Origin of the sequence: Pantoea phytostimulans (assembly GCF_046118715.1) — a bacterium.
Lineage (GTDB): Bacteria > Pseudomonadota > Gammaproteobacteria > Enterobacterales > Enterobacteriaceae > Pantoea > Pantoea phytostimulans.
This window is the reverse complement of the sequence record NZ_CP173699.1, coordinates 321,672-336,750: the sequence shown is the minus strand read 5'-3', so window position 1 is coordinate 336,750 and position 15,079 is coordinate 321,672. Positions and strand designations below refer to the sequence as shown.

The window sequence follows — 15,079 nt, the reverse complement described above, 5'->3', positions numbered from 1 at the left end:
ATCCATGAACACCATTAGCAAAAAAAGGCGCGCCGCTCTCGATCGTAGCGATGAACGCGTGCATCACGATGAAAGCCTGTCCGGTGTTTTCCACTCCTTCGTTGATCGAATAAAAACCGGTGATTTGGGCATGTTGCCGGTGGTGCTCGGCCTGATTTTAATCTCTACCGTGTTCAGCATTCTTAATCCGGTTTACCTGGCTCCCAACAACCTGGTCAACTTGCTGTTCGACTGCGCAACCATTGGTTTTATTTCGCTGGGTATTGTCTGCGTGCTGATGCTGGGAGAAATCGATCTTTCTGTTGGATCGATGAGCGGGCTCTCTTCCGCCATCATCGGGGTATTGTGGGTTAATCTTGGCTGGCCGATAGCCGGTGCGATTGCCGTAGCGCTGGTGATGGGTGCAGTGGTTGGGATGATCTATGCGCAACTTTATAACCGCCTTGGTATGCCGAGTTTTGTCGCGACGCTTGCCGGGCTGCTGGCCTTGCTGGGGATGCAACTCTACATCCTTGGCCCCTCAGGCAGTATCAACCTGCCCTATATCTCCCCGCTGGTACGTTTTGGCCAGGTGATGGTAATGCCTGACTGGTTCGCCTATCTGGTGGCAGTGCTGCCTGGCGTAGCCATGGCGATTCAGGGCCTGAGAACCCGTAACCGTCGTGAGAAGGTTGATCTCTCATCTGAACCCATGGGTGCGCTGTTCATTCGCGCCATCCTGTTAACAGTGGTTTTCGAATTCGCGGTTTTCTACCTTAACCTCGGTCGCGGCGTCCCGTGGATTTTTGGCCTGTTTGTGGTCTTCACCGTGCTGCTTAACTATGCGCTGAAACGAACCAAATGGGGACGCTCGATGTTTGCCGTTGGCGGCAATCGTGAGGCCGCTCGTCGTTCAGGAATCAATGTGCGTGCCATCTACATCAGCGCATTTATGCTCTGTTCAACCCTGGCGACGCTGGGCGGGATCCTTGCAGCCTCCCGATTAGCTTCCGCCAGTCAGCAAGCGGGCACAGGCGACGTCAACCTTAATGCAATTGCTGCCGCTGTCATTGGTGGCACCAGCCTGTTTGGTGGGCGGGGAAATGCCTATTCCGCGCTGCTGGGCATTATCGTTATTCAGTCCATCTCCAACGGCCTGACACTGCTTAATCTGCCCTCATCACTGCGTTACATGATTACCGGCGGCGTGCTGGCCATTGCTGTCATTGTCGATTCTCTCGCCCGGCGCTCTCGTGTTAATCACGGTCGCGCTTAAATAACGCATTCCTACAGGAGAAATAACCATGCTTAATTCACTTGAAAATAAAGTTGTCGCCATCACCGGGGCGGCTTCAGGAATCGGTCTGGAATGTGCCCGAACTTTTTTAGCCGCTGGCGCGAAAGTGGTACTGATTGACAGGGCGCGTGAGCGGCTGGAACAGCTGACAAATGAACTGGGTGAAAACGCGTTTCCGTTGGTAATTGATCTGCTTAAGCCGCAAGAAATATCAGGCATGTTGCAGGGCATTTTGGATGCGGCTGGCGGCCTGGATATTTTTTACGCCAATGCCGGAGCCTATGTGGGGGGCCCGATTGAGGAAGGCAACCCCGATGAATGGGACCGCATGTTGAACCTGAATATCAACGCGGCCTTCCGTACTGTTCATGCAGTACTGCCGCACATGATTGCGCAAAAATCGGGTGATATTCTCTTTACCAGCTCAATTGCAGGCGTTGTACCCGTGATCTGGGAACCGATTTATACGGCGTCGAAATTTGCCGTGCAGGCTTTTGTTCACACCACGCGTCGGCAGGTAGCGAAACATGGCATCCGCGTTGGTGCCGTTTTGCCGGGCCCGGTTGTCACCGCGCTAATCGATAACTGGCCAAAAGAAAAGTTAGAAGATGCACTGGCGAACGGTAGCCTGATGCAGCCGAAAGAGGTGGCAGATGCGGTACTCTTTATGGTGACTCGACCACGTAATGTCACAGTACGCGACTTGGTTATCCTGCCAAACAGCGTTGATCTTTAACGCTGTTATTCAGGAAAAGGAGAGCGTATGGGCAGCAAATTACAGAATAGCGCAGCGGATAATCGCGTCATGATTGGAGTCGATGTCGGCACCACCAGCGCGCGTGCTGGCGTGTTTGACCACTCCGGCGAAATGTTGGCAACCGCAAAACGCGAGATTACCCTTTTTCGCGCGCCCGGACATATCGTTGAGCAGTCGAGTCGCGAGATTTGGCAGGCTGTTTGTGCCGCAGTGAAAGAGGCGATCCAGCGCGCGGCCATTGATCCTCAGCGGGTTGCCGGTATCGGTTTTGACGCCACCTGCTCGCTGGTGGTGTTGGATGCCGCCGCTAAACCGCTGGCAACCAGCGACAGCAACAATGACGATCGCAATGTCATTGTCTGGATGGATCATCGTGCCACCGATCAAGCGGAGCGTATCAATGCGCTGCAACATCCGGTATTGCGCTATGTCGGCGGTAAAATCTCGCCAGAAATGGAGACGCCAAAGCTTCTTTGGTTGAAAGAGCATCGCCGCGAAACCTATGACAAAACCTGGCAATTTTTCGATCTGGCCGACTTTCTCACCTGGCGCAGCAGCGGCGATCTGGCGCGTTCCACCTGCACAGTGACCTGTAAATGGACCTATATCGCCCATGAAAAGCGCTGGGATGCTGACTATTTTCGCCAGATCGGGCTTGAAGAGCTGGCCGATGAGCAGTTTTCCCGCATTGGTCAGCAGATTGTCGAACCGGGCACGTGTTGTGGTAAAGGGCTGACACAAGAAGCGGCGGATGAAATGGAATTACCGGTCGGCACGCCTGTCGCTGCCGGGATGATTGATGCCCATGCTGGCGGTATCGGTACGGCAGGCGCCAAAGGCAGCGCCAGCCATAATCTTGCCTACGTGTTTGGTACTTCATCCTGCACCATGACCACCACCGAAGCGCCGGTATTTATACCTGGCGTTTGGGGACCTTATTTTTCTGCAATGGTGCCGGGAATGTGGTTAAACGAAGGCGGGCAGAGTGCCGCTGGAGCAGCAATTGATCAATTGTTAGCGTTTCATCCGGCAGCTCGCGAAGCAGCAAATAGGGCGAATCAGCGTGCTGTTTCGTTACCGGTTTTCCTGGCCGACTTAGCGCTGGAAAAGTACGAGAACGCCTCGGCGGCGGTAGAACATACCCAGGGCATTCACGTTGTTCCTGAATTCCTCGGCAACCGCGCACCCTTCGCCGATCCTCACGCGCGTGCATTGATTGCGGGTTTAGGGATGGAAAACGATCTGGACAACCTGTTGTCGCTCTACATTGCGGGCATTTGCGGCATTGGTTACGGGTTGCGACAGATCATTGATGTTCAGGACCAAGCCGGGGCAACCATCGAAAATATTGTCATCAGCGGTGGCGCAGGCCAGCATCCCTTCATTCGACAACTGCTCGCAGATGCCACCGGACACAAAGTGATTGCCACTAAAGCCAGTGAACCAGTGCTACTGGGTGCTGCTATTCTCGCGGCTTTTGCGGGCGGCATGGTTTCATCAGTCAGTGAAGGCATGTCACGTTTTACACACGTCGCCAGTGAATACATACCAGAAACGCATTATCGCGAGCGCCACCAACTTCGCTATGCTACCTTTCAACGCCTTCAGGAAAATGCACGGCAGTTGGAAGGTTAGCGGTGTGTATCTCTACGCGTTATTAGCCAATCATTCATGCCGTCTTGCTGGAGTTTAGCGCCAACCTCAGCGTGGCATCAACAAGCCTGTTTGCCCCGCTTCAGTACCTACTACAGTGAGACACACATGTTATTACGCCCCATGACAGCGGATGAGTTTGCGGTTTACCAGTTACTGTTTATTGATGAATATGCCAATGACCTCGCCGCCAGCCGGAACTATTCACCCGAGGAAGCCTTACAGCGTGCAACCGAATCCATTGATTTTTCACTGCCTAAAGGCGTAGAGACCGCAATGAACCAGCTTTGGTGCCTGGCGTTATCAGCAAGCGACGACCCGCCAGTAGGTTACTTATGGCTGACAATGAAGGGTCAATCCGCCTGGATTTGTGATTTCTTCATCTACCCTGAAGGGCGCGGAAAAGGCTATGGCCGTGCTGCATTAGAAAATCTGAGCCACCAATTAGCGCTGGAAGGTATCGCGGAGATCGGTTTACGTGTTGCACCGACCAATGCAGCGGCCAAACATCTTTATGAGAAACTGGGATTTTCAATAACAGGCATTAATATGTCGAAGCGATTGGCGTGCTAAGCTATTTTTCACCCGACTCAGCATCATCACTCCGCTAAACCATAGCGCTTATTTAGGCCAGGACACCGATGATAATTGTCCAGATCTCCGATATTCATGCAGCGCCCAACAACGACAACTTGTCACGATTAGAGAGTATTTTAACGTGGTTGGATTGTATTGATGTAAAGGTCTTGGTTATCACCGGTGATTTAATTGATGACGACTGGACGGAGGGTTATGAGCAAATTTCAGCCCTGCTTAAAAATAAAAATTACGCCATACTCATCTTGCCCGGTAATTCTGATCACCCTGCGCTCATGCGCGCTGTTATTAAATCACCCTATTGGCACGATGATGTCGAACCCCTGCATTTTGCCGCGGATTTTGATGCGGTACGCCTCATCGGGCTTGATACCACCCTTTCCGACTCCGCTGCAGGTGGCTTAACCGAGCATCTCCCATGGTTAGAAAAAAGCTTATCAGCTGAAGGTCCTGCGACATCAATAGTGTTTATGCACCATCATATTTTCCCCAGTGGTATTCCAACGCTGGATCAGATCATGTGCCGCGATGCAGCAAAGCTTGAGGCGTGTTTACGCACTCATCCTCGAAAACCTGTCGCCCTATCATCAGGACATGTTCATCGTCCTGTCGCCGGCATTTTTTCAGGTATACCTGCTTATATTTGTGGCTCGGTTTGCCCAGCAAATCCAGTATGGTTTGGCTCAGAAAAAGTTCCTCCCGTTACCGACTCTTCCTCTTTTATGCTGCATTGTTTTACCGATGGCACGTTAGTCAGCCATTTTATTAATTTTTAAGTCTCCCGTTTCGCTACCGGCTATTTTTTAATCTTAAGTGGCACGTTGGTTATAAGTTATATCCGAAGCAATGTGTGCAGGTGTGAACACTTATATTACTATTCAGCGATTACCCAAACTGAAGGAAGTTGTTAAACATGAAAGGTCTGATATCAGCGTTGCTCGCCTGTTCCGTTGTGCTGCTGTCTGGTTGCTCGCCGGATAAAGATAATAAAGTTAAAGTGGCGATTAATACGGGGCCCGATCAGGCAATCTGGGAAGAAGTACAAAAAGTTGCCAAAGATAAATACCAGCTGGATGTCGAGGTGACTTCGTTTAACGACTATGTGCTGCCCAACGAAGCGCTGAATAACAAAGACGTTGATGCGAACGCCTTCCAGAGTCTGCCTTATTTAGAAGATCAATCTAAAGAGCGTGGTTATAAGTTTGCTGTCGTGGGTAAAACCTTTGTGTTCCCGATTGCAGCTTACTCGCACAAAATCAAAAATATCAGTGAACTGACAAACGGTGCGACCATTACCATTTCCAATGAGGCCACCACGCTGGGCCGCAGTCTGCTGCTATTACAGGCGCAGGGTTTAATTAAACTCAAAGACGGTGTGGGTTATTTGCCAACTTCACTGGATATTATTGAAAATCCAAAAAACCTGAAGTTGGTTGAAGTGGATACACCGCAGTTGACCCGTACGCTTGACGATCCAAACGTTTCCTTGTCGATTATTAATACCAACTTTTCGGCGCAGGCAGGCTTGTCCGCCACTCGCGATGGATTATTTATGGAAGGCCCAGATTCACCTTATGTGAATGCGCTGGTGTCACGTGAAGATAATAAAGAGAGTGACAAAATTCAGAAATTGAAAGCCGCGTTGCAATCTCCAGAAGTGTTAAAGAAAGCAGAAGAAGTCTATAAAGGCGATGCTATCAAAGGCTGGTAATGTTGTATTACGGGTGAGCCTTAGCCCGTGATGAATGGCCGCAGCAGAGATGCTCGCGGCCATTTTTTATGCACCAGACAATGATTCACACAGAAGCGAGCCATGCAACGAACAATTTTTAAACAACCCTCAGCCTATTATTCTGCGAATAAGCTTGGTTATTCTTTCCCATGAGGTTTTTCACGTCTAATCGCAGGCGTTAGCTCTTTTTTAAGGACATTTATAGACAAAACGGATGAGGCTTCTGTTAATGTAGGCGACTAAAGAACACAGATTCTGGAACAGAGCATGCTGTCAACAATCATCTATCGCAGTCATCTCAGTGATGACGTTGCCATTAAATCTCTCGAAGCGTTAGCCGTTAAAGCCAATAAAGTTAACGAGTCGTTTGGTGTCACCGGCATTTTGCTCTTTAACGGCACCCACTTCTTTCAAGTATTGGAAGGCCCAGATGCAGCAATAAATAAAATTTACGATCGCATCTGCGAAGATCCTCGCCATCATAATCTGGTTGAATTGCTGCGTGATTACGCACCCTTCCGTCGCTTCGGTAATGTCGGCATGGAACTCTTTGACTTGAGAGAGCATGACAAAGCGACCGTGCTTCAGGCGGTTTTAGATAAAGGCACCTCAAAATATCAACTCACTTATGAAGATCGTGCGCTGCAATTCTTGCGCACTTTTGTCGAATCTCGAGAAAAAGAAAACTACTTCGAGATCCCACCGGCGAGTGCCTGGGAGTTTATCGTTGATGATCAACCCGCAATAGAAAGAGAGATACCGCTTTCCATTGCTGAAAATTACAGCTTTGCCTTCCAGCCTATTATCGATCCGCTTTCACAGCGTATCGTCTCGCTTGAAGCCTTAATGCGAAACGCCACTGGCGGTTCTCCGCGTGAATTTTTTGCTCAACATTCCCAGGAAGCGTTTTATCGGTTAGATCTCGAATCTAAAAAACTCGCTTTTGCGCTGGCTAATAGGCTAGACGTTCAAGGACTGACGCTTTCTATTAATTTGCTGCCGATGTCGTTGGTTATGGTGCCCAACGCCGTTGATTTCTTGCTAAATGAAATTGCAGCAAATGGCTTAGTCCCAGAGCAAATTGTGGTTGAAGTGACCGAAAACGAAGTCATTTCACGCGCCGAAGAATTTGACTCTGCTATCAAGCAACTGAAAGCGGCGGGCATCAGCCTGGCAATTGATGATTTTGGTGCGGGATCTGCCGGGCTGTTATTGCTCGCACGCATTCAGCCGGACAAAATCAAAATTGATCGTGACATCATCTGTGATGTACACAAAAGTGGACCTAAACAGGCTATCGTCCAGGCAATTTTAAAATGTTGTTCTGCCCTGGAAATATCAGTGATTGCGTCAGGCGTTGAAAAACCCGAAGAGTGGATGTGGCTGGAAGCGGCAGGCGTCTGTTATTTCCAGGGTTCACTCTTTGCTCCACCAAAGTTAACCGGCATTTCAGCGGTGGCCTGGCCTGAATTAAAATAATGTTCATAGCCCTTGTCAGGATATCGGATGCGCTGACAAGGTTTTCCGCTTATGACTCAACCACTTTGAGCATAGTGAAAAACATTTTCTTTCTTTTCACGCTTCCCTTAAAAATTCCCGTTCTTGTTTTGACTCTCTCGCCTCGCTTATTTAAACCATGTTCATTTCCTGACCAAATAAATGCCGAATCGAAGCAGCGCCTTATTTCTTACACTACGCTTTAACTTCATCGCCTGTTACGCAACAGCTTGTCTGTTAATTAATCAATATACGCGTGCGATAAACAATTCGCTTTATTTGAACAGCGCTGATTTGCTTGTGCTGCCATTAAAAACAATTCAACCCCTGTAAAAGGAGATCTTATGTCAACGAAAAATCGTCCACAGCCTCCCTTTCCAGAGCAACAGCTGAGCTGGCCGGGTAACACCGCCGAGATGCAGCCGCTGCCCGATCACGGTGAAAACAGTTACAAAGGTTCTGGTCGCCTGGCCGGCAAAAAGGCAATTATTACCGGTGGTGATTCCGGTATTGGCCGTGCGGTTGCCCTTGCTTATGCACGAGAAGGCGCAGATGTGCTGATTTCCTATCTCGATGAACATGAAGACGCGCAAGAGACCGCCCGTTTAGTCGAACAAGCGGGGCAAAAAGCGGTATTGGTGCCGGGTGATATTACCGAAGCCGAGATCTGTAAAAGCATTGTCGATAAAGCGGTTGAAGCCTTTGGTGAGATCAACATTTTAGTGAACAATGCCGCCTTCCAGGTAACGCGTCAGTCACTGGATGAGATTAGCGATGAAGAATTTGATCGCACCATGAAAACCAATATTTACGCCATGTTCCGTATTACCAAAGCTGCGGTGCCGCACATGCCGCCGGGCGGCTCGATCATCAACACAGCTTCAATTAACGCCGATCAGCCCAAACCAATGCTCATCGCCTATTCAGCCACCAAAGCCGCCATTGTTAATTTTTCGGGCAGCCTGGCCGCGCTTTTGGCTGAAAAAGGGATCCGATCGAATGCTGTGGCGCCCGGCCCCATCTGGACGCCGCTGATCCCAACCACCATGCCGACTGAGAAAGTTAAAGATTTTGGCAGTGAAGTTCCCTTAAAACGGCCTGGACAGCCCGCAGAACTGGCTTCCAGTTACGTCATGCTAGCAAGCGATGAGGCAAGCTATATTTCAGGTGCAACGATTGCTGTAACCGGTGGCGTCGCGGTGATCTAATGCCACACGTTCAGCGCCTGCTTAAGGCAGTAAGCAGGCGCTTACAGAAGGAGCTGAACCATGAAAGCCTATCCTTTGTCACTCTCTTTACCGCTGGCTTATCACGTTTTTGGCGGTGATCTGATTCAAACCCGCTTGGGTAAAACAGGCTTGCCCGATAAACGAATCGCTGAAACGTGGGAAGTCAGCGATGTTGATGGCATGAACGCTATTGTAACCAACGGCGAGTACGCCGGACTGACCTTACGCGAGCTGACGCAGCGCTATCCCGATGAAATGGTCGCACCCGGCTGGGTTGGGCCTCATTTCCCCCTGCTAACCAAATTTATAGATGCGTCACATATGTTGCCGGTGCACCTCCACGCTAACGACACCGCCGCGCAGCAGCTTGAGCAGCAGCCCAATGGTAAAACCGAAGCCTGGCATATTTTATGGGCAGCTCCGAATGCGTCTTGTCTGGCTGGCATTAAACCCCACCTCACGCCTGAAGAGGTTCGCTCCGCCTTACTGGCTGAAAAGTACGATGAGGTGATGGTGCGTAAACCGGTCAAAACCGGCGATACCTTTTACATACCCGGCGGCATGCTGCATTCATTCGGACCCGATACGCTGATCTATGAAATAGAACAAACCTCCAATATTCAGCAGCACGCCATGCCGTGGCGAATGGAAGATGGCAGCGAAATTTCTCGGCCAGAGCGAGAAAAAAATATTGATGCGCTCATGGCAGAACTTCGCCCGACGCTGACAACTGAACCGCAGCCCGGTTTAATCATTGAAGAAACAGCAAACATCTCCCGTCTGATGTGCTGTGCTGGCCCCTACTTCGCACTTGAGCGGTGGAAAATTGCCACAGCTTATGAATATGCATTTAACGGGACGCGCATTTTTTCCAACCTCGGTGATCCTCTTCATATTGAGGCCGCAGGCGAAAGTTACACCTTAGGACGCGCGGAGACGCTGCTCCTGCCCGCTGCTTTAGCCAATATTCGCTTGCAAGGCACAGGTGAACTTCTGGTGGGTTATCTGCCGAACATGCAACGTGATGTCGTTGAGCCGCTAAGCAGGCAAGGTTACGACCAGCAAACCATTGAGCGCATGGGTGATATTTTGGGCAAAAAGCGCTAACGAGATACGCGGGTTCAAATCAATGGGTTCCAAAATAGCGATCACTTATGCTATGGGCCGAAAAAAGTTATCCACAGAAAATGGGGATAGCCTGTGTATGGATGCGTATGAATGGTAACGCAGCAGGCACAAACAGGCTTTATGCATGCCCCAAAACCGCGTTTTTTACGGGGCTGTATTCAACACACCCCAAGATTTAACGTCAGCGCCTGCACTTTTCAATACGCTCACTTCTTAACCAGTCTCGCCGTGGATTTTATGGTTAAAAAACCGAATCAACCTCTGTAGCTCGCTTCTCAGGCCGCCTTTGTAATGAAGTTTTACTCTTTTTTCGAACCCTCTTTTCCGTTCTTCGCCTTCTCTTTATTCAACACAGTAAACCTACCGCTGTAAAAAACCGCTTATAACTAAAAATTCCATTAACATATTGGTATTAACAAAATCCGCTAACGCGTTGTTATGAATCAAAAAGAAATGGAGCATTCGAATTCAAGGCGCGCTTTTCGTGCTTAATTAATAAGTACATAACATAAATTTGACATTTTTTACGGTCAAATACTCAGCAACATATTGATTCATAATAAAAACTCATAAAACTGCGCCCGCAAAATTAATTATTGAGTCCCACAACAAAAAGTCCTATATTGGCCGCGCTTTTTTAATGAACGGTTCACTTTTTATTCAATTATTCAACTGAGACCTAACCTGACGTCTTGGTTGTAGGAGAGATATGATGACGGATAAAGTCCGTATTGACAGTGTAGATGCGCATTCATTAAACCGTAATAATGAGACTTATTTGGCCAGACAGGCTGAATTTGAATCAAACGTCAGAAGTTACCCTCGCAAATTGCCCTTAGCCATCGCCAAAGCACAAGGCGTATGGATTACTGACGTTGAAAATAAGCAATACCTCGATTGTCTGGCCGGCGCAGGAACACTGGCGCTGGGTCACAATCATCCTGATGTATTGCAAAGCATCCAAAATGTCATTACCAGCGGCTTGCCGTTACATACCCTCGATTTAACAACACCGTTGAAAGATGAGTTTTCAGCTTATCTGCTCTCGCTGTTGCCAGGCCAAGGTAAAGAGTATTGCCTGCAGTTCACCGGTCCATCGGGTGCCGATGCGGTTGAAGCAGCGCTGAAGTTAGCGAAAAAACACACTGGCCGTACGGGTGTGATCAGCTTCTCTGGCGGTTATCACGGTATGACGCACGGCGCACTTTCCGTGACCGGTAACTTGTCACCGAAAGAAGCCATTAACGGCATGATGCCTGAAGTGCAGTTTATGCCTTACCCGCACCTCTACCGTTGTCCGTTGGGCATTGGCGGTGAAGCAGGCGTGAAAGCCTTGACCTACTACTTCGAAAACCTGATCAACGACGTGGAAAGCGGCGTTCGTAAACCGGCTGCCGTCATTCTGGAAGCGGTTCAGGGCGAAGGCGGTGTGAACCCAGCACCTGCAGAGTGGTTGCAACGTATTCGTAAAGTGACTCAGGAGCACGGCATCCTGTTGATCATTGACGAAGTACAAGCGGGCTTTGCGCGTACCGGTAAACTGTTCGCCTTTGAACACGCAGGTATTGAGCCAGACATCATCGTGATGTCAAAAGCGGTGGGTGGCGGTTTGCCATTAGCGGTTCTGGGCATCAAAAAGCAGTTCGATGCGTGGGAGCCTGGCCATCATACCGGTACTTTCCGTGGCAACCAGTTGGCCATGGCTACCGGCCTGACCACGCTGCGCTACCTGAAAGATAACAACGTTGCCAGCAAAGTCGCTGAGCAAGGCGAATGGCTGAAACGCAAACTGGCGGACCTGCAGAAACGCTATCCAGTGCTGGGTAACGTGCGCGGTTTGGGCTTGATGATCGGTATTGAAATGGTCAAGCCAAACGAAGCGAAAGATCACATGGGTTGCTTCCCGGCTGATGGCGAACTTTCCGCGCTGGTGCAGAAGAAATGTTTTGAAAATGGCCTGATCCTTGAGCGCGGCGGCCGTCACGGTAGCGTGCTTCGTCTGCTGCCATCGCTGCTGATCACCAATGCAGAGCTGGAAATCTTTATCGATAAGTTTGAAAACGCCCTGCTTTCCGCTGGCGTCAAACCGGTTTGAGTGGAGTGAATTCGATGTCCCGGTTAAATCCCATTCTGGCTGCCTCAGCACAGAGTACCAAAGCGTACCAGCAAGCGATTGAGCAGAGCAGCCAGGCCGTGGTTAAGTGGCTGCAACAGCCTGAAATGTATCAGGGAAAATCTGTTGCAGAACTGCGCGACCGCATTACGCTGGACTTCAATCCGCAAGGCCTGGGCAACCAGGCCGCCATTGAGCGTGCGATTGAATACTTCCTGAAAGACAGCTTGTTAGTGCACCATCCGCAGTGCGTGGCGCATTTACATTGCCCAAGTCTGGTGGTGAGCCAGGCCGCTGAGGTGATGATCAACGCCACGAATCAGAGCATGGATTCCTGGGATCAAAGCCCTTCCGCTACCATCATTGAGATGAAGCTGATTGAATGGCTGCGTACTCAGGTTGGTTATCAGCCTGGCGATGCAGGCGTGTTCACCAGCGGCGGTACGCAAAGTAACCTGATGGGTTTGATGCTGGCGCGTGATGCGTTCTTTGCGCGTCAGGGTCACTCCATTCAGCAGGATGGGTTGGTTGGTAATCTGCGTAAGATCAAAGTGTTCTGTTCTGAGAACGCACACTTTTCGGTGCAGAAAAACATGGCGCTGCTGGGTCTGGGTTATCAATCCGTCACGCTGGTGAAGACCGATCGCTTTGCGCGCATGGATCTCAACGATCTTCGCGAAAAAGTGGCGCAGGCGAATGCCAACGGCGAGCAGATTTTGGCTATCGTTGCCACCGCAGGCACCACTGATGCTGGCGCGATTGATCCGCTGCAAGACATTGCTGCGCTGGCTGCTGAACACAATATCTGGGTACATGTTGATGCGGCATGGGGCGGCGCGTTGTTGCTGTCTGAAAAATACCGCGATTATCTGGACGGCATTGAGCTGGTGGATTCCATTACGCTGGACTTCCACAAGCAGTTCTTCCAGACCATCAGCTGCGGTGCTTTCTTGCTGAAAGAGGCGCGCCACTATGAGTTGATGCGCTATCAGGCGGCTTATCTCAACTCTGAGTTTGATGAAGCACAAGGCGTACCTAATTTGGTATCCAAATCTTTGCAGACCACCCGCCGTTTTGATGCGTTGAAACTGTGGATGGGCTTGGAAGCGTTGGGACAAAAGCAGTACGCCGAGATCATCGATCACGGCGTTACGCTGGCGAAGCAGGTTGCGCATTACGTTGCTGAGCAAGCTTCACTGGAACTGGTGATGCAGCCGCAGTTAGCCAGCGTGCTGTTCCGTTATCGTCCCGCTTCACTGGCAACGGCTGACGACGCTGCCATTGCCTTGCTGAACCAACGCATTGGTGATGCGCTGCTGGACTCTGGCCGCGCGAATGTCGGCGTAACTGAATTTGATGGCGTAACCTGCCTGAAAATGACGTTGCTGAACCCGACAGTGACCTTAGAGGACATTCAGCTGCTGTTGGCATTAGTAGAGAAGACGGCTGAGCAGCTGCAAACCGCGTAATTTGCGTTAACGAAGAGATAAATAAAAAGCCGATAACGTTTTGTTATCGGCTTTTTTATTGCTGTGTAATTGCGTTAAACGCGCGTCCTATATCTCATCATCCAGATCACGCAGATGGTCATCTTTACGTAGCGTCATCAATGCCGTAATGCTGACCAGCGCAGTTGCCATCACATACCAGGCAGGAATATCCAGATTACCGGTTTGTTTAATCAACCCGGTGATGATCAGTCCCGCGCAGCCAGAGAACACCGCATTTGAGAGCGAATAAGCCAACCCAAGGCCGGTGTAGCGTACACGCGTGGGAAACATCTCCGCTAACATAGCCGGTCCCGGCCCCGCGAGCAGACCAACAATGGCACCCGCAATAAAAACCACCACGCTTTTGATCAACAGCGTGGAGGATTGATCCTGCAATACGTGTAACAACGGCAAGGCCAACAGCAGTAATAACACCGCAGCGAATACCATCACCGATCGCCGGCCTATTTTATCGCTCAGCATGCCAGCAGGAATAATAGTGGCAGCAAAACCCAAATTAGATATTACCGCGATCAACAATGCTGTATTGAATCCGGTATGTAAGGATGATTGCAAATAGGTAGGCATGATCACTAAATAGGTATAACCCGCTGCTGACCAAACCATAACGCGGCAAATTCCGATCATAATCGTTTTTAGCGTATCGCTGAGATTGGCATTTTTCTGCGTCAAAACAGGCTCTGTTTTTTGCTTAATAAAAGTGGGTGTCTCTTCCATATTGACGCGCAGCCATAACGCTACCGCACCCAGTGGTAAAGCGATAAAGAAAGGAATGCGCCAACCCCAACTTAGCATCTGCTCAGGGCTTAACAGCACGGAAAGCAAGGCGACAATGCCCGCACCCGCCAGCAAACCTAGCGCAACGGTAAATGATTGCCACGCACCAAACAGACCGCGTTTACCGCGTGGCGCAAATTCTGTCATCAATGAAACTGCGCCGCCATATTCTCCACCCGCAAACAAACCTTGCAGGATACGCAAACCGGTAATGATCAACGGCGCAGCGATACCGATGCTGGCATAGGTGGGAATGAGACCAATAGCCGCCGTGGCCAGCGTCATCATGATCAGCACTACGATTAAGGTTGGTTTTCGCCCTATTCGATCGCCGATGCGGCCAAAAACAATGGCACCAAGCGGTCGGAAGAAAAAGGCAATCGCAAAAGAGGCATAGGTAAGAATAATGCCGGTTAGTTCCGCTTCTCCCGCCAGGCGAAAGAAGTTTTGCGCAATAATTGTGGCCAGAAAGCCATAAACCGCAAATTCATACCATTCAATAAAGTTACCGACCGAACCGGCAATTAATGCGCGCTTTTGTGATGCGATAATATCAGCAGGTTGAAGATGAGAACTCATGGTGAAGCGATCCCTTTCGACAATTCATCAGTGCCTTACCAATACCACAACCCAACGATGAATGCCTGCCAGCGAATGACAGGGTTTTATTTCACTCTAGCCCCGTGGGTTGGCTGCAAGACGTTTTGGGGCAACCCGTGACGCGTGCGGTTTACAGCGTTTAGCCAGCCATATTGTGCCTGTCCGGCCAATTGACATGGATTTAAACCTGCTATCAAATGCGCCATCCT

The 15,079-nt window shown here is 50.0% G+C and carries 12 protein-coding genes; 11 read left to right on the top strand and 1 reads right to left on the bottom strand.

Annotated features, from left to right (window positions below):
• The first annotated feature begins 4 nt into the window (after positions 1-4).
• The 11 genes from ACF2G4_RS20075 to ACF2G4_RS20025 all read left to right on the top strand — a co-directional run bounded on the left by ACF2G4_RS20075 (position 5) and on the right by ACF2G4_RS20025 (position 13,451).
• Complete coding sequence (locus ACF2G4_RS20075; protein ID WP_409076043.1) at positions 5-1,255, top strand: sugar ABC transporter permease; 1,251 nt, start codon at positions 5-7, stop codon at positions 1,253-1,255.
• A gap of 28 nt (positions 1,256-1,283) precedes the next feature.
• Positions 1,284-2,012, top strand: a complete 729-nt coding sequence (locus tag ACF2G4_RS20070) for an SDR family oxidoreductase (RefSeq protein ID WP_243079172.1) — start codon at positions 1,284-1,286, stop codon at positions 2,010-2,012.
• A 27-nt stretch (positions 2,013-2,039) separates the two neighbouring features.
• Entirely contained in the window at positions 2,040-3,668 is a 1,629-nt protein-coding gene (locus ACF2G4_RS20065; protein ID WP_409076042.1) for an FGGY-family carbohydrate kinase, read from the top strand.
• A gap of 126 nt (positions 3,669-3,794) precedes the next feature.
• Positions 3,795-4,259, top strand: coding sequence for a GNAT family N-acetyltransferase (locus ACF2G4_RS20060; RefSeq protein WP_409076041.1), 465 nt, complete (start codon positions 3,795-3,797; stop codon positions 4,257-4,259).
• Between the two features lie 68 nt (positions 4,260-4,327).
• Positions 4,328-5,059, top strand: a complete 732-nt coding sequence (locus tag ACF2G4_RS20055; RefSeq protein WP_409076040.1) for a metallophosphoesterase — start codon at positions 4,328-4,330, stop codon at positions 5,057-5,059.
• Between the two features lie 137 nt (positions 5,060-5,196).
• A complete protein-coding gene (locus ACF2G4_RS20050) occupies positions 5,197-5,994 on the top strand; it encodes a MetQ/NlpA family ABC transporter substrate-binding protein (protein WP_215848652.1) in 798 nt (265 codons plus the stop codon).
• 288 nt (positions 5,995-6,282) lie between these two features.
• Positions 6,283-7,494, top strand: a complete 1,212-nt coding sequence (locus ACF2G4_RS20045) for a diguanylate phosphodiesterase (RefSeq protein ID WP_243079176.1) — start codon at positions 6,283-6,285, stop codon at positions 7,492-7,494.
• Between the two features lie 362 nt (positions 7,495-7,856).
• The gene (locus ACF2G4_RS20040) at positions 7,857-8,720 is read left to right on the top strand and encodes an SDR family oxidoreductase (protein WP_409076039.1); all 864 of its coding nucleotides are present in this window, start codon (positions 7,857-7,859) and stop codon (positions 8,718-8,720) included.
• A gap of 60 nt (positions 8,721-8,780) precedes the next feature.
• Positions 8,781-9,848 carry a type I phosphomannose isomerase catalytic subunit gene (locus ACF2G4_RS20035; protein WP_409076038.1) on the top strand — a complete coding sequence of 356 codons (1,068 nt, stop codon included), beginning with the start codon at positions 8,781-8,783 and terminating at the stop codon, positions 9,846-9,848.
• Between the two features lie 733 nt (positions 9,849-10,581).
• Complete coding sequence (locus ACF2G4_RS20030; protein ID WP_409076214.1) at positions 10,582-11,964, top strand: diaminobutyrate--2-oxoglutarate transaminase; 1,383 nt, start codon at positions 10,582-10,584, stop codon at positions 11,962-11,964.
• A gap of 14 nt (positions 11,965-11,978) precedes the next feature.
• Complete coding sequence (locus tag ACF2G4_RS20025) at positions 11,979-13,451, top strand: pyridoxal phosphate-dependent decarboxylase family protein (protein ID WP_409076037.1); 1,473 nt, start codon at positions 11,979-11,981, stop codon at positions 13,449-13,451.
• Positions 13,452-13,538: 87 nt separating this feature from the next.
• Here ACF2G4_RS20025 and ACF2G4_RS20020 read toward each other — a convergent pair whose 3' ends face one another.
• Positions 13,539-14,849, bottom strand: coding sequence for an MFS transporter (locus ACF2G4_RS20020; protein WP_409076036.1), 1,311 nt, complete (start codon positions 14,847-14,849; stop codon positions 13,539-13,541).
• Positions 14,850-15,079: the final 230 nt, after the last annotated feature.

Bases quoted from the DNA above. Each gene is read 5' to 3' on its own strand.
- ACF2G4_RS20075 (WP_409076043.1), top strand. From the start codon at position 5: ATGAACACCATTAGCAAAAAAAGGCGCGCCGCTCTCGATCGTAGCGAT.
- ACF2G4_RS20070 (WP_243079172.1), top strand. From the start codon at position 1,284: ATGCTTAATTCACTTGAAAATAAAGTTGTCGCCATCACCGGGGCGGCT.
- ACF2G4_RS20065 (WP_409076042.1), top strand. From the start codon at position 2,040: ATGGGCAGCAAATTACAGAATAGCGCAGCGGATAATCGCGTCATGATT.
- ACF2G4_RS20060 (WP_409076041.1), top strand. From the start codon at position 3,795: ATGTTATTACGCCCCATGACAGCGGATGAGTTTGCGGTTTACCAGTTA.
- ACF2G4_RS20055 (WP_409076040.1), top strand. From the start codon at position 4,328: ATGATAATTGTCCAGATCTCCGATATTCATGCAGCGCCCAACAACGAC.
- ACF2G4_RS20050 (WP_215848652.1), top strand. From the start codon at position 5,197: ATGAAAGGTCTGATATCAGCGTTGCTCGCCTGTTCCGTTGTGCTGCTG.
- ACF2G4_RS20045 (WP_243079176.1), top strand. From the start codon at position 6,283: ATGCTGTCAACAATCATCTATCGCAGTCATCTCAGTGATGACGTTGCC.
- ACF2G4_RS20040 (WP_409076039.1), top strand. From the start codon at position 7,857: ATGTCAACGAAAAATCGTCCACAGCCTCCCTTTCCAGAGCAACAGCTG.
- ACF2G4_RS20035 (WP_409076038.1), top strand. From the start codon at position 8,781: ATGAAAGCCTATCCTTTGTCACTCTCTTTACCGCTGGCTTATCACGTT.
- ACF2G4_RS20030 (WP_409076214.1), top strand. From the start codon at position 10,582: ATGACGGATAAAGTCCGTATTGACAGTGTAGATGCGCATTCATTAAAC.
- ACF2G4_RS20025 (WP_409076037.1), top strand. From the start codon at position 11,979: ATGTCCCGGTTAAATCCCATTCTGGCTGCCTCAGCACAGAGTACCAAA.
- ACF2G4_RS20020 (WP_409076036.1), bottom strand. From the start codon at position 14,849: ATGAGTTCTCATCTTCAACCTGCTGATATTATCGCATCACAAAAGCGC.